Annotated in this window: 20 protein-coding genes; 14 read left to right on the top strand and 6 right to left on the bottom strand. The window is 59.2% G+C overall.

From position 1 onward, the window contains the following. From RTI28_RS16090 to RTI28_RS16110, 5 genes are read right to left on the bottom strand one after another with little or no spacing between them, the layout of a single operon-like run. On the bottom strand, nt 1-1,182 hold the full coding sequence (locus RTI28_RS16090; protein ID WP_316921368.1) for an ExeA family protein: 1,182 nt from the start codon (nt 1,180-1,182) through the stop codon (nt 1-3). After that, nucleotides 1,182-2,939, bottom strand: a complete 1,758-nt coding sequence (locus RTI28_RS16095) for an integrase (protein WP_316921369.1) — start codon at nt 2,937-2,939, stop codon at nt 1,182-1,184. The genes RTI28_RS16090 and RTI28_RS16095 overlap by 1 nt, the downstream gene beginning before the upstream one ends. A gap of 3 nt (nt 2,940-2,942) precedes the next feature. Next, nucleotides 2,943-3,908, bottom strand: a complete 966-nt coding sequence (locus RTI28_RS16100; RefSeq protein WP_316921370.1) for a hypothetical protein — start codon at nt 3,906-3,908, stop codon at nt 2,943-2,945. Nucleotides 3,909-3,918: 10 nt separating this feature from the next. Next, entirely contained in the window at nt 3,919-4,221 is a 303-nt protein-coding gene (locus RTI28_RS16105; protein WP_316921371.1) for a helix-turn-helix domain-containing protein, read from the bottom strand. Then, on the bottom strand, nt 4,218-4,697 hold the full coding sequence (locus RTI28_RS16110) for a hypothetical protein (protein WP_316921372.1): 480 nt from the start codon (nt 4,695-4,697) through the stop codon (nt 4,218-4,220). The genes RTI28_RS16105 and RTI28_RS16110 overlap by 4 nt, the downstream gene beginning before the upstream one ends. A gap of 109 nt (nt 4,698-4,806) precedes the next feature. Here RTI28_RS16110 and RTI28_RS16115 point away from each other — a divergent pair, with 109 nt between their 5' ends. Further along, nucleotides 4,807-5,055 (top strand): hypothetical protein, encoded by a 249-nt coding sequence (locus RTI28_RS16115; protein WP_316921373.1) that lies wholly within the window; start codon nt 4,807-4,809, stop codon nt 5,053-5,055. Nucleotides 5,056-5,070: 15 nt separating this feature from the next. On the opposite strand, the gene RTI28_RS16120 is transcribed toward RTI28_RS16115, so the two are convergent. Further along, nucleotides 5,071-5,283: a DNA-binding protein gene (locus RTI28_RS16120; protein ID WP_316921374.1), complete on the bottom strand. Its 213-nt coding sequence runs from the start codon at nt 5,281-5,283 to the stop codon at nt 5,071-5,073. A 39-nt stretch (nt 5,284-5,322) separates the two neighbouring features. Between RTI28_RS16120 and RTI28_RS16125 the strand changes: the two genes are divergently transcribed. The 13 genes from RTI28_RS16125 (at nt 5,323) to RTI28_RS16185 (ending at nt 13,593) form a co-directional block, all read left to right on the top strand. Continuing rightward, nucleotides 5,323-5,793 carry a helix-turn-helix domain-containing protein gene (locus tag RTI28_RS16125; RefSeq protein ID WP_316921375.1) on the top strand — a complete coding sequence of 157 codons (471 nt, stop codon included), beginning with the start codon at nt 5,323-5,325 and terminating at the stop codon, nt 5,791-5,793. 16 nt (nt 5,794-5,809) lie between these two features. After that, a complete protein-coding gene (locus RTI28_RS16130; RefSeq protein WP_316921376.1) occupies nt 5,810-6,292 on the top strand; it encodes a hypothetical protein in 483 nt (160 codons plus the stop codon). 53 nt (nt 6,293-6,345) lie between these two features. Further along, nucleotides 6,346-6,762: a hypothetical protein gene (locus RTI28_RS16135; RefSeq protein ID WP_316921377.1), complete on the top strand. Its 417-nt coding sequence runs from the start codon at nt 6,346-6,348 to the stop codon at nt 6,760-6,762. 119 nt (nt 6,763-6,881) lie between these two features. After that, a complete protein-coding gene (locus RTI28_RS16140) occupies nt 6,882-7,349 on the top strand; it encodes a structural protein (RefSeq protein ID WP_316921378.1) in 468 nt (155 codons plus the stop codon). Next, the gene (locus RTI28_RS16145; RefSeq protein WP_316921379.1) at nt 7,346-7,564 is read left to right on the top strand and encodes a hypothetical protein; all 219 of its coding nucleotides are present in this window, start codon (nt 7,346-7,348) and stop codon (nt 7,562-7,564) included. Before RTI28_RS16140 ends, RTI28_RS16145 begins: the two co-directional genes overlap by 4 nt. A 123-nt stretch (nt 7,565-7,687) precedes the next feature. Further along, a complete protein-coding gene (locus RTI28_RS16150; protein ID WP_316921380.1) occupies nt 7,688-8,296 on the top strand; it encodes a lysis protein in 609 nt (202 codons plus the stop codon). A gap of 6 nt (nt 8,297-8,302) precedes the next feature. Then, nucleotides 8,303-8,521, top strand: a complete 219-nt coding sequence (locus RTI28_RS16155; protein ID WP_316921381.1) for a TraR/DksA C4-type zinc finger protein — start codon at nt 8,303-8,305, stop codon at nt 8,519-8,521. After that, nucleotides 8,518-8,811 (top strand): DUF2730 family protein, encoded by a 294-nt coding sequence (locus tag RTI28_RS16160; protein WP_110970236.1) that lies wholly within the window; start codon nt 8,518-8,520, stop codon nt 8,809-8,811. Before RTI28_RS16155 ends, RTI28_RS16160 begins: the two co-directional genes overlap by 4 nt. Then, the gene (locus RTI28_RS16165; RefSeq protein ID WP_316921382.1) at nt 8,808-9,101 is read left to right on the top strand and encodes an ArsR family transcriptional regulator; all 294 of its coding nucleotides are present in this window, start codon (nt 8,808-8,810) and stop codon (nt 9,099-9,101) included. Before RTI28_RS16160 ends, RTI28_RS16165 begins: the two co-directional genes overlap by 4 nt. Before the next feature lies 1 nt (nt 9,102). Next, nucleotides 9,103-9,654: a phage protein Gp27 family protein gene (locus RTI28_RS16170; protein WP_110970238.1), complete on the top strand. Its 552-nt coding sequence runs from the start codon at nt 9,103-9,105 to the stop codon at nt 9,652-9,654. After that, nucleotides 9,651-11,270: a hypothetical protein gene (locus RTI28_RS16175; protein WP_316921383.1), complete on the top strand. Its 1,620-nt coding sequence runs from the start codon at nt 9,651-9,653 to the stop codon at nt 11,268-11,270. Before RTI28_RS16170 ends, RTI28_RS16175 begins: the two co-directional genes overlap by 4 nt. Further along, the gene (locus RTI28_RS16180) at nt 11,267-12,763 is read left to right on the top strand and encodes a DUF935 family protein (protein ID WP_316921384.1); all 1,497 of its coding nucleotides are present in this window, start codon (nt 11,267-11,269) and stop codon (nt 12,761-12,763) included. The genes RTI28_RS16175 and RTI28_RS16180 overlap by 4 nt, the downstream gene beginning before the upstream one ends. A gap of 11 nt (nt 12,764-12,774) precedes the next feature. Continuing rightward, a complete protein-coding gene (locus RTI28_RS16185) occupies nt 12,775-13,593 on the top strand; it encodes a phage minor head protein (RefSeq protein WP_316921385.1) in 819 nt (272 codons plus the stop codon). The last annotated feature ends 6 nt before the right edge of the window (nt 13,594-13,599 follow it).

Consider the following 13,599-nt stretch of genomic DNA (forward strand, 5'->3'; position numbering starts at 1 on the left):
TCACACCCCCTTCACTACGTCAGCGGTGACCAGGGGCTCACCGATCTGCGCGGCCAGGTTCATGGCAGCCTTCGTCAGGTTGCTCAGAGCAAGCGGATAGAGCTGGCTGGTCTTGTCCCGGCCACTGGTGCTAAGGCGTTGAATGATTGCCTGGATGCCACACTGACTGATGATTTCCTGCAGGGGTTTTTGAAGTCGACCAAAGCGGAAAGCAAGGTGTTGCTCAACGGCAGTAACCGAGATGGGCAACAGTTCGACGATCTCGACGCGTTGCGCAACTTCCCGTACCTCGCCGTTTCGGGGGCTCAGCTTGTTCAGCAACTCCGGCTGACCGATCAGGATGATGGAGATCAGCTTTGTAAAACCACCAACCTCCAGCTCGCGCAGACGCTTCAGTTGCTTGAGCGTCGGGATGGGCAGCGAATGGGCTTCTTCGATGATCAGCAAGTGTCGATTGCCGGCTGCATGGCTGGTTTTCAATGCACGGTGCATTTGAGCGAAACGAGCCTCTGGCGAGGACTTGGTTTTTTCCAGCGGCGCGACCGCTGCCATGATCGCTTCCGCGATATGTGTACTCTTGAGAGTTTTGCCCTTGGTGTCGTTGTCTTCCATCGCGAGGATGTACGGCTCGATCACCATCACCGGAGCGTTCTCCGCCTCCAGACGGTTGTGCAAATCTCGGCGCAATGTGCTCTTGCCTGCGCCGGATTCACCGATCACGGCCAAGAACCCATCATGTCGTGCGACCTGGTGCATGGACTCCCGAACATAGCGAATATCCGGGCTTACATACATGTCGGCAGCGTCTTGCAGTTCATCGAGCGGATCACGGAACAGACCAAACTGTTTCCGTGCTGCTGGTGTAAGTACCTGTTTGGCCATTAGCATGGGCTCGCACTCCTGGTCGTTTACTTGGTTGTTTTCGGGTGGGGATGCAGGGGCCTCGGCGTTGGTGCGCCGGGGCTCCACTTCTTCGAAAGCTGCGCTGATAGCAGCCACGTTGGCGCTGTGCTTAGCGAGGAACGTTTCGATGCGTCCCTGCAAAGCCTTGCGGTTCAGCGACTTGGGCCACTGGTTGTGGTTGATCAGTTGAGCAATGGCGGCCTGACTCAGGTCTACCGAGCGGGCCAACTCGGCTTGCGGCACCTTCGCCTCGGCAAGCACGTCCTTGAGCTTCAGCATCAAGCGTTCCCTCCCACGACACGCAGACCAGGCCGGGCAGGCATGCGCAACTGCTGAGTAATGGCGTCGAGTTGGTCTTCCGGCACGCCGTTGGGGTAGTTGGTTTTGAGCCAGGTCATGGAGTCAGCAGTCCAGGCAGTCCCTAGTTGGACGCGTAGCAGCTTCGCAGCCTCAACATGCGAAAGCGGCATGATCTCGACGGTTGGCGCGGTAAGGGGCGACGCAACGCCGCGTCGTGGCATGTAGGACGGCAGCACGGTATCCGTAATGTGCTTGTGTGGATCGATCTCGCCGTTGAACGGCACTGCCCGCTTCTTGCGTGCAGCAGTAGCGTCTTCCTGGGAATCGGTCCCGGTGACCAGTTGTTCGATTGCTTTACGTGCCTTCTGCGCTGGGGTGTCGGCCTGGGACTTGAAGGATTCGCCGATCACTGCGGAGGTCGCCTTGAAGCCGTTGGCATCAATGGCGATTCGCTCCACCACATGGAAGGCTTCCCGACCGTCCTCGTTCGTTACAACTACCTGGGCGCTGTCTTCGTCACGCCAGGGGTTGCGGGTGATTAGCAAGGAATCACCCACCATGATCTCTGGAATGCCGGACACGTCGAACTGTCCGCCGCGATAGGAGACCTGGAGGAAATCGTTGACCTTCCGTGTCTCGGGGGCGGTCACTGCCAACTCTCGGCAAATCTCCACTGCGGGCGCCAGGCGCAGTTGGTCTGCGTGAATGGTGAGCCACTGCCCATACCGGGTACGACGGTGGCGCGTATGGATGGCTGTCGCATTGTGGTAGCGCATCCACTGGCCCGCCCAGCCGTTGATCTGCTCCAGCGTTTCGGCTTTCTGTAGCTTCAAGGCTGACTCGAACTCGCGTTCAACAATATTGTGGGCTTGTTCAACCTGCCCTTTGGCGCGGGCGTTGCCCACCTTGTTGATGATCAGCTCGACACTCAATGCCTTGCACAGATTGCGGAAGATCGCCGAAGTCATGGCCGCACCAGGGTCAGTCATGATGATGAACGGCACGCCATGGAAGGGATCATTTTCGCCGCGCTTCTGCATGCAACTGATCAGCACGTTGCACAGGTTTTCCGAAGATTCGGCACCCAACACGTACTGCACATAGATGGTGCCACTGGTGTGATCGGTAATGACGTAGCGCCAAAGCCGCTTGCGTTCAATTTTTTTCAAGTTGCTGGGTTTGCCGTCATAGAACTCAGCTTGGTTCATGGTCTTGGCGCCATCATCGTCAAGATAGAACTGGGTGGAGATCGAAGCATCGATTTGCCATACGTGGTTTGGATGGCGGCTGGCCAGCGAGACAGCCGGCTCCGGTTGCAACAGTTGATCCGGGTGCAGACGGTAAGTCCGCAGAGCACGAATGATGGAACTGATCGACAGAGGTACGAATTCCCCTGTCTTCTCTTCGATACGACCAGCCAGGATCTTGCCGTTACTACGCAGCCGCTCCACAGCACGCTCAACGGTGGAGAGTTGCTTGTTGTTGGCGCGGATCGACTCCAGGAGCAATGCAGAGATCAGATAGGCTTCCTGCTCGCTCAAGGTGCTTTGGCCTGCGTCGGTGCGGCGCTTGCGAGGGGAACTCACAGTGACCTCCCGAAGTTTTCGATAGATGGTCGGTAGGGACATGCCCAGCTCAATGGCCGCTGTTCGGCAGAGCTCGGTGCGCTGGCCATGCGGGGCAACTTCCACCGCACGGGCCAGATCAACGAGACGTTGGGTCACAACGGCGTTCATGGGTTACGCCCCTGCCAATGCATTGACGACTTTCTGGTCTGCGTCTTCGCGCATCCAATCCGGGGTTGCATCTGAGTCGGGAGTAGCAGGGATGCTGTACTCCAGCCTGATTGAGGACACAGCCCGCTCCACTTGGGCGAGTAGGCCCGCGATCACTGCGCGGTGATCCGTGCCACTCTCTGCGGTGTGCTGGACAAGAAAGTGAATAGCTGGGTGCAATTTGCAGGAAATGGCGTCTTCCGCTTCGGTTGCCAGCTTGGTGGCCTGCTCCCGGATCGCACTGATCTTTTCGTCAGAAGTCCTGGCTGTCACCAAGCGACGGGTTTTCTCCAGCTCCAGCTTGGCATCCTGGAGCTTGCTCGATGTGTCAGCCAAGACCTGGCTCTGCGCCTCATAGTCGGCATTCACATTGTCGAGTCGCTGGGCCAGCTCCTGTTTATCCTTCGCGTTCTTCGCGATCAGATCTTCAGCCAAATCGACGAAGGCGTCCTTGTCGCCGGACTGCGCGACCTCGATCAGGGCTGCTTTCTGGTCGTCGGGCAGGCGCCGGTACTGACGCATTTCGCGATAGCCAATGCCCATGCGAGACATGGACTCCAGGGCCTCCTCGCCGAAGGCCCGCAGGTTGGTAATGTCCATGTCAGCTTTATCAACAGAGATGCCAAGCATCGAGCAGAACTCTTCCCAGGTGCCGGAAAGCTCCGAACCGTTCGGAGCTTTCTTACCTGCGATAGCCTTGTAGAGCTTGTTTTCCTTGACGTAGGCAAGCTTCGAAGTCCGAACGGTTCGGGAAAACTCTTCAAAAGCCCCAGCCATCTGAGCTTGGCCAAGCAACTGATTCAGTAGGTCGCGCTCATCGCTATGCGAGGCCAGTGTGGCTGCCATCGCATTCTGCGTAGCAGTGAGAACTTCACCGTTCAGGGCGGGCAGTTGTTCCTGTTCTGCGGGCTTAGCTTTGCTGCGTGCCATGGTGTTCCCCTCAATTCATCGAGCCAGCGGTAATGCGCTGATTGATTTCCTGCATCCGGCTTTGCAGCCGTGCCATGTGTTCCGCGTGTGCTTGAGCGATCTGCAACACGCCTACCGAATGAGCGAAACGCCCGTTGTCCAGCTTCACCGCCAGCCCTTCTTCGATCAGCGTCTGCATCGCGCGGGTGATATTGCTCGGGCTTTCGCCGGCCAACTGGGCCAGCTCGGTGTTGCTCAACCCCGTCACGGTGTGGCCCTTGAGCGCCTTGAGCACTCGCAGTACGCGTGCAGCAGCAGAGACGGTGCGGCTCATGGCTGCCCCTCCAGTTCGAGTTGTGGTTGTTGGCTTTGCTTGACGTTGCCCTGGTGCCAGGCCAGCGCTTCCATGGCGGCTTGAATCGATGCAAGGGTTTCGTTTGCATCGCAGTGCTTTGCATAAAAGTCCAGCAACTGACCGGTGGCAGCGGTGAGCAGCTCTTGCAGGGCTTGCATGTCCTGCGCAGTGCAGTGACGCCCGGTCGGCATATCGATTGTCAGTCGACCGGCACTTGCCGCGATCCAGCGGGTTACATAGTCACAGCCGCAGGCTTGCTCGTACGGGCGAATCAGGTTCGCGGGCATCCGTCCACTTTGTAGCCACTTGTAAAGCGCCCAATGGTCGGCGAGGCCCATCTGATCCGCGATGCGCTCGACACCTTTGCTGTGGTTCTCCCGTGCATAGTCCTTACACAGCTCTAGTGCGTGACGTAGCGAGGTCGGGCGCAGGTTCTTCCAGCGGCGGCGAGTCATTGGAAAGCCCAGCCTGGAAGCGTTTCCAAACAAATTGCGGGTTTGCACATGGGCAAAAGGATTACAGCGGGCGCAATCTTTTCCTGTAAATTGACAACCGGAGCTGACAATGGAAACGCGAGATTTCGAAGAATTGGCAGGCCGCATTGAAGGGCTTGCCCGCTGCGTGATGATCCTGACAGGCTCGCTACAGCGCGAGGGGCACTTGAACCAACAGAAATTGCAGGCTGATCTGAGGATTGCCAGCCAAGGTCTGCAAGCTGATATTGCGGGGTGCCCAACAGTGATAAGCACACTGAATGAGATGGCCGACCAGCTCCTGGCCGACTATCAGTACTGCTTGGTGAAAGCGAGTTGAGTGCCATGACGAACCTCATGCGGCTAGCGCCGGTTTGGCTTTCATGCCCAGCTTCACGGCAATGTCATGCGCTTTTCCGTAGTGGGCTTTGGCTTGACCATTGAGAACGCGATACACCTCGTTGCGGGTGTAGCCGTTTTCGAGAGCCCATTCAGTGATTGTTTTGCCGGCGCGGCGAAAGCTCTCTTTCACCTGGTCGGCGCTTAGGGCTTTGGCATGGGTGGCCATGGTGGTGGCTCCTGTGATGCAAAGATGGTTTGGGTTTGTGTGGATGATTATGAGAACCAAAGTTCTCTTTTACAAGAGGGTAATGTGACCTTTTCTTCTCTTTCGGCTGAGCGGATGAAAGAAGAGCGCGTCCGACTGGGGTTGAAGCAAGCCTCTGCCGCCGAGCAGTGCGGGGTTTCGCGCGAGATCTGGGGGCGCTACGAGCGTGGCGCCGCCGTGCCTGGTGGAGAGGTTCTTTTCTCTTTCGCCCAAGCAGGGGCCGACATTCAATTCGTACTGACTGGATGCCGCAGTTCCGGGGGCGGTGATAAAGACTCTGCGGACATAGATGTGCCGCGTTTGGAGCGGATCGTCGAGATGCTGGAAGCCGCTGCCAAGTTGGCAGGCAAGCGATGGCCGACCAAGAAGTTAGCTGCGGTCGCAGCCGAGGTGTACAACGTTTTGAACGACAGTCAGACGTTCGACGAGTCCCAAGTAGATAGGGTATTAAAGTTGGTGGTGAATCGCTGAAGTAGCAAGGAGCGTTATGCGTAGCGATGAGGAGCTAATGGCGAAGCTATCGGTGAGGCTCACCGAAGAGATCAGGAATCTTCCCGACGATGGCAAGGACCATGAACTGGTTATCAAGATCAAGGGTGACCATGGGAATATCAACCTGGGCACACAGAACTTTGAGATCAACTCTGCCAAGCAGTTACCCCCTCCTGGAAGCGACAGAGAGCGGGAGTGCCCCCAGTGTGGGCAGCCCGCGTGGAGATACACGCAGCTATGCATGCACTGCGACTACGATATGCACCGTCATGATCAGATCGTCGCTGAGGAGGAGAACCAGCAACGAAAGATCGAAAACAACAATCGGTTGTTAAAAGCTTTCGGTGTATTCGTTGCTATTGCGACTTGCAGTTTTCTAATCAAGGATCACCTGCCAGCATCGCTACAGCATTGGTCGATAGGTGTAACAGCCGTAGCGGGCATTTTTGCCTTTCTGACACTTCAAGCGCACCGGTGAATGGCTTCATTCACAATCTGCGGGTGGTCCCGCTACAACCAAGGAGATGCTGTATGAAAGGATTGGTGTTTGTTTTGCTTTGTTCGATTTCGATCTCTGCCACTGCGGCAACTGTCGCTGAAAAGCTCACCGAGTTGAGCCTGGATAAAAGAGTCAAGGCAAGCTCTCCTGAGGTAAAGCGTACACAGGCCGCTCTTACCAGAGGGTTAACGGTGTGTGACGGTAAAGATGAAGAGGCGCTGGCGTCATCTGCCTGGGTCATGACCAAGGAAATTCGCGAGAAGGGTCAGTACGCGGATTCCACCGACATCCTCGAAGGGATCAACGCGGTGTTGCTGGGCGCCAAGTCCAAGCAGGACTGTGATGAGTTACTGGCCCTATATACGGTTAACCGTATCCAAGGCAACACGCACTCGGATGCCGTGACCGGCGCCCGTGGTCTGTACCGCGCAACCGGCGTGGTTCAGTGACGCGACACGCCTGCTTTCACCTCTTTAAACCCGATTAAAAGCGCTTCCTGCCCACGCCGCCGATCATGGCGGCGTGTTCGTTTCGGCGCCGCCCTGGCGCCCAACCAGCAGGAGGCGTCATGCGACCCAACACCCCGCGCGGCATCCGCAATCACAACCCCGGCAACATCCGACACGTCAAAGGCACCCGCTGGCAAGGCATGTCGGCGAACCAGAACGATACCGATTTCGTTCAGTTCATAGACCCCCGCTGGGGAGTCCGGGCCATCGCCCGCACCTTGGTCACCTACCAGGACAAACATTCTCTGCGGACCATCCGCAAGATCATCGGGCGCTGGGCACCACCCAACGAGAACAACACCGAGAGCTACGTTAGGCAAGTAGCTACCCGCGTCGGCGTGTCACCTGATGGCCGCATCGACGTGTACGACTACAAGATCATGCGCGCCCTGGTGGAAGCCATCATCCGCCACGAGAACGGCGCCGGCCCGTTGCCCGAGGGTGCATGGTACGGCGACGCACTGATCAACGAAGGTCTGCAACTGGCCGGCATCGTCCCTGGTGCCTACCACGGGGAGCCGGTATGAAACTGATCGCCAACTGGCGCCGTTGCTATCGCCTCTACAGCGTCCAGCTCGGCCTGCTGATCGCGCTGTTCGGCTTCCTGCAGATCAACGTGTTGCCGATGTGGGAAGCGCAGCTCTCGGATCGGGCCTATGCCGTGCTCAACAGCGCGCTGGCACTTCTGTTGTTCCTCGCCCGCCTGGTGAAACAAGGCCCCGACCAGGACACACCACCGTGAAGCTGCGGCTGCTGTTGCCGCTGCCACTCACCTGGCTTTGTCTCTCACCGACTGCCGCTGGCACCTGGTTGCCCTGCGCCACCCGACGACCTCGACACATGCGCAATCGCTGGAGGCACAAGCATGGCCGCGCTTGATTTCTTGTCCCTGCCGAGCGGGTTGGCCTGGGCGGTCGCCGCCTGCGCCCTGAGTGCTGCGGCAGCGGGATCTGTCGGGTACGGACTGGGAGATCGCCAGGCCGCTGCTGCAGGTGCAGCCGACCTGGCCGACCTGAAGCGCGAGCATGCGGAGCAGGCCGTGGCCAACGGACAGCGAAACCTCGACGACCTCCTGAGCGAGATGCGCCGCGCCAACGACGCCGAAGCACAACTCATCAACGCGAAGGCCCAACACCAAACGGAGCTGGAGCAGCTCCAGGAGCGAATCCCCAATGTCACCACCGTCTACCTGCCTGCGCCTGCGTCCAAGCCTGTTGCCATTCCTCGTTGCGTGTTCACTGCTGGCTGGCTGCGCGACTACAACGCCGCCCTCGGTGTGCCCGCCGCCGTCCAAGGCACCACTGCCGGCCACCCTCAAGCAGCGACCAGCCCCGCCCCCGGCACTGACGCCGAGCTACTGGAAAGCCGCGTTACACCTGCCGACATCCTCGCACATGCCCAGGACTATGGCATGTGGGCTCGCAACAACCTGGCACAGCTCAACGCCGTGCTCGATCTTCAAGAAAAGGACTGACCGCGTATGGATGTAGCTGACCAGGCACAAGACAACGATTTCACCGAAGCGGCCTTGCTGGTTCACCGCAACGGCCTGCAAAAGCGGTCTGGCGCCTCGGCATATCGCTGCGAAGAGTGCGGCGATGCAATCCCGGAAGAACGCCGCCAGGCCGCGCCAGGTACTGAACATTGCGTGGACTGCCAATCGGCCCTGGAGCACCTGCAGAAGAGAGGGATTCGATGAACCTGAATGAGCTGAACTTCGGCTTCCAGACCGTGCAGTGGCTGATCCTCACGGTCCTCGGCGTCTACACCTGGCTGACGAACCGCCAGGCTGCAAGTGCCCAAGAGTTGCTGGAGCTTCGTACCCGCATCGTTGCCCTTGAAGAGCGTGTGCGACACATGCCGGATCATGCGGCTATTGCCGAGCTGCTCGGCGACATGAAAGCCGTGCGTGCCGAACTGTCGGGCGTCCAGGCTATCGCCCGCTCGGTGGACCGAATCAATGACTACCTGCTGCGAGAAAAGAAATGACCCCATACGCAGAGTTCCTGCGCCAGGACATGCGCCTGGTGATCCTACGTTTGCTGGTTGAAATGCCGACCTACCGCGCCAACAGCTCGGTGCTGAATGCGGCCCTGGACAGCTATGGTCACAGCGTCAGCCGCGACCAGGTGAAGACTGAGTTGCACTGGCTAGGCGAACAGGGTGCCGTCTCCCTGGATGACATCGGCCCGGTCTTGGTTGCAACCCTCACCGAGCGCGGTCAGGACATCGCTGCGGGCCGCGCACGCTGCCCAGGCATCAAGCGACCGGGGGCCTGAGATGGCGGGTAAATCGTCGGTCAGCCGCCTGCCCCCAGTGGTTAAGGCGTACCTGCAAAAACTGCTGCGTGAAGATCGGATGACTCTCGACGAGATGATTGAAGATCTGCGCAGCCGATTCCCAAACGAAAAAGTGCCCAGCCGCAGCGCGCTCGGGCGCTTCAAGGTGGGCTTTGAGCAGCTCACCGAGAAAGCCCGGCAGCACCGTGAGCAGGCCGAAGCTTTCGTGGGTGCACTGGGCGAAGACTCCAGCGACAAGACTGGCGCTCTGCTGGTAGAAGCCGTCTCGACCTTGACCTACCAGGCCGCAATGGGCGCCCACGAAAAAGATGAGGTGACTATCAAAGAAGTGGCAGCCCTGGCCCGTGCCGCCAAGGCGACCATGGAAGCCCGGACCCTGAGTGTAAAAGAGCGCCAGTTCATCGAGCGTGCTGCGCGCGAACGCCTGCTCCAGGAGCAGGCAGCCGAACTGGACAAGGAAGTCCGCAGCGGTGGCATGGATGAAGAACAAGCCTTGTTCTGGCGTCAGAAGTTCCTCGGTGTAAAAGTATGAGCACCCCAGCGGTGAAGCCCAGCAGCAGCACCGTGCGCGTCGTTGAATGGGACGAACTGCCGGACTCCGTTCGGTCGATTCCTCAAGGCTACAACCCGATCACCGAAGGCCTGCTGATGTCGCACCAGGCCGATTGGCTGGCCATCGACGCGCAGATCAAGCTGTGCGAGAAAGGTCGCCGCACCGGCATCACATTCGCCGAAGCCCTGGATTCTGTGATTACCGCTGCGTCCCGCAAGAGCGCGGGCGGCATGGACGTGTTCTACGTCGGCGACACAAAGGAAAAGGGCCTGGAGTTCATCGGCTACTGCGCCAAGTTCTCCCGCGTAATCGCCGAGGCTCAAGCCTCGGGCGTCAGTGAGATCGAGGAGTTCCTGTTCGAAGACCAGGACGAGTCAGGCAACACTCGCCAGATCAATGCCTACCGCATCCGTTATGCCTCGGGCTTCAAGATCGTCGCGCTGTCGAGCAACCCCGCCAACCTGCGTGGCCTCCAAGGCAAGGTGATCATCGACGAAGCGGCCTATCACCGGAACGTCTCGGCTGTGCTCGATGCTGCAACCGCACTGCTGATCTGGGGCGGTCGCATCGTGATCATCAGCACTCACAACGGCAAGGCCAATGCCTTCAACGGCATGATCAATGACATTCAGGAGGGCCGCTACGGTAATGCCGCGGTGGTCTACAAAGCGACGTTCGATGATGCCGTTGCCAATGGCTTGTACGAGCGGCGCTGCATGATGCGTGGCGAAGAGCCCACCGCCGAGGGCAAGGAGGCCTGGTACAAAAGCATCCGCAACGCATACGGTCCGCGCAAGGCACAGATGCGCGAAGAGCTGGACGCGATCCCTCGGGACGGCAACGGTGTGTGCGTACCTGGTGTGTGGATCGAAGACGCTATGCGTTCGGATCGGCAAGTACTCCGACTCGCCCTGGACGAGAGTTTCACCCTGCAGGCGGTCTATCGACGCGAAGCGTTCATCGAGACCTGGATGGAGCCGCACCTGTTGCCCTTGCTACAGCAGCTCGACCCTGAGTTGCGCTGGTATCTCGGCATGGACTACGCGCGCCACCGCGACTTCTCGATCATCTGCCCAATGTCGGTTGACCAACAGCGTCACCGTGATGTGCCGTTCGTGGTCGAGATGCACAAGGTGCCGACCCGGCAACAGCAACAAGTGCTGTTCGCCATTCTGCGTGGTCTTCCCAACTTCATCAGCGCCGCCCTGGACGCCTCGGGCAACGGCGAGACGCTGGCCGAGGACACAGCCGATGAATTCGGCCATGAACGCATTCACCAGGTGAAACTGTCGCGGGCTTGGTATGGGGCCTGGATGCCGCGCTTCGTTGGTTTGTTCGAAGACGGCACCATCACACTGCCCAAGGACGACTCGCTGCAACAAGACATCCGCGCAATCGAAACCGTGGATGGCATCCCGATGATCGTCAAAGCCCGCCAGCAGGACCTCAAGGACCCGGAGCTGTACCGCCATGGCGACTTCGCTGGAGCTGGTGTGCTGGCCACTTTCGCCACCTTGGACAGCGCGTCTGCTCCGGTCAAAGTCAAATCCCGCCGCCGTCGTGCGGCATCACAGATCTTTCAGGGGTACGCATGAGCAGCAAGGGCGTGTGGGTCAGCCCCACAGAGTTCGTCACGTTCGCCGAGGCACGGCGCGACAAGAGTCTGACCGACCACATTGCCAGCCGTGGGCGCAGCTTCGATGCGCAGGCCCTGGGCATGTACCTGCCAAACCCAGACCCGATCCTCAAAGCCCAGGGCAAGGACATCAAGGTCTACCGTGACCTGCGCAGTTCTGCCCTGGTCGGCGGCAACATCCGTCGCCGCAAGTCATCGGTGCTCGCCCTTGAACGCGACTTGAAGCGCGGCCAGGCACCGGTCCGGGTTGAGCGCTTTGTCAGGGACTGGCTGGCCGACCTCGATCTCGACCGCATCATTCGTGAGCTGCTCGATGCGGCGCTGTTTGGCTACCAACCGGTTGAGCTGATGTGGAAGTCCGTAGGCCTTCACCTGGTGCCCGAGGATTTGCTGGGTAAGCCCGCCGAGTGGTTTCTGTACGACCAAGACAACCAGCTCCGTTTCCGCGCTCGCGACGCCGGTATCCAGGGCGAATTGTGCGACCCGCAGCGTTTCATCGTGGCCCGACAGGACGCGACCTATAACAACCCGTATGGGTTTGCCGACATGTCCATGTGCTTCTGGCCTGTGGTGTTCATGAAGGGCGGCATGAAGTTCTGGGTTCAGTTCACCGAGAAATACGGCAGCCCCTGGCTGATCGGCAAGCACCCGCGTGGTGCGGCGACCAAAGAAACCAATGATCTGTTGGACAGCCTGGAGCAGATGGTGCAGGACGCCGTCGCGGTCATCCCCAACGATTCCAGTGTCGAAATCAAAGAGGCCGCAGGCAAAACCGGTAGCGCTGATGTGTACCGTGAACTGCTGATGTACTGCCGCAGCGAGATCAACGTCGCGCTGCTCGGCCAGAACCAGACAACCGAGTCGAATTCAAACCGCGCTAGCGCGATGGCCGGACTGGATGTAACCGAAGACATCCGCGACGGCGACGCCAGTATTGTCGCGGCAACGCTCAATGCTGCGATCCGTCTGGTCGTCGATCTCAACTTCGGTGAGCACGTCGATGCACCCGTGTACGAGTTGTGGGAACAGGATCAGATCGACAAGACCTTGGCCGAGCGGGACAAGTCGCTCACCGATTCGGGAGTGAAGTTCACACAGCAATACTGGATGCGCACCTACAACCTGCAGGAAGGCGACCTTGCTCCCACCGTTGAGCCGACCGGCTCGCCTGAGTTTGCTGAGTCAACCTTGAAACCCATTCTTGACCAGGTGGCGCTTGATCAGGTGATCAACAGTCTTCCCGCCGAATTACTCCAGGAGCACGGTGAGCAGGCTGTAGCCCCAGTGATTGACGCCCTGTTGCGCGCTCGCACCGACACTGAGGCGCTTGGCCTGCTGGCCGAGGCCAACCCAACAATGGACGACCAAGCACTGCAGGAGACTCTCACGCGGCTGATGTTTCTGGCCAACATCTGGGGCCGGTTGAATGCCAATGCGGACCGTGAAGACTGATGGCGCGCCCTATGAAGACCCCGAGCCCGACCGAACTCAAGGCTATTTTTGGCCTTGAGCCGAAAAACGCAGTGGCCTACCTGAAGTCCAAGGGTTATGCCATCACCTGGAACTGGCAGGAAATGCTCGACCAGGCACATGACCAGGCCTTTACGGTTGCCAAAGCCATGCGCCTTGACTTGCTGTCGGACATTCGCGGCGCCTTGGAAACTGCGTTGCAGGAGGGTCAGACCCTGAAGCAGTTCATCGCGGATCTGCAGCCGGTCCTGGAGGCGCAGGGCTGGTGGGGTAAGCAGGTTATCGTCGACAGCCAGGGCGTTGGCGAGATGATCCAGTTGGGGAGCCCACGCCGCCTGAAGACGATCTATCAGACCAACTTGCAAAGCGCCTATATGGCCGGGCGCAAGGCCGAGATGGAGCAAACTACCGAAACGCACCCGTATTGGATGTACGTGGCCATCCTGGATGGCAAGACGCGACCAAGTCACCGCGCGCTGAATGGTCAAGTGTTCCGCCACGATGACCCGATTTGGTCTGCGATCTTCCCGCCGAATGGGTTCAACTGCAGATGCCGTGTCGTTGCGCTGAGCGAAGCCGCAGTGAAGCGTCGAGGGTTGAAAGTCGTGTCGAGCGAAGGACGCCTGTTCACCGAAACCGTGGAGACCGGCATCGACAAACGTACCGGTGAGATCCGCACCGCCCCCGTCACAGGCATCCGAACGACGGACGCCGCGGGCAAGGCGATCACCTTCCGCACTGATCCCGGATTCAACCATGCACCAGGTGCTGGCCTGGGCGACATGCTTAAACGCAAACAGGCAGCCGCCTAGGGGGTT

Source organism: Pseudomonas sp. zfem002 (assembly GCF_032621685.1).
GTDB classification, from domain to species: Bacteria; Pseudomonadota; Gammaproteobacteria; order Pseudomonadales; family Pseudomonadaceae; genus Aquipseudomonas; species Aquipseudomonas japonica.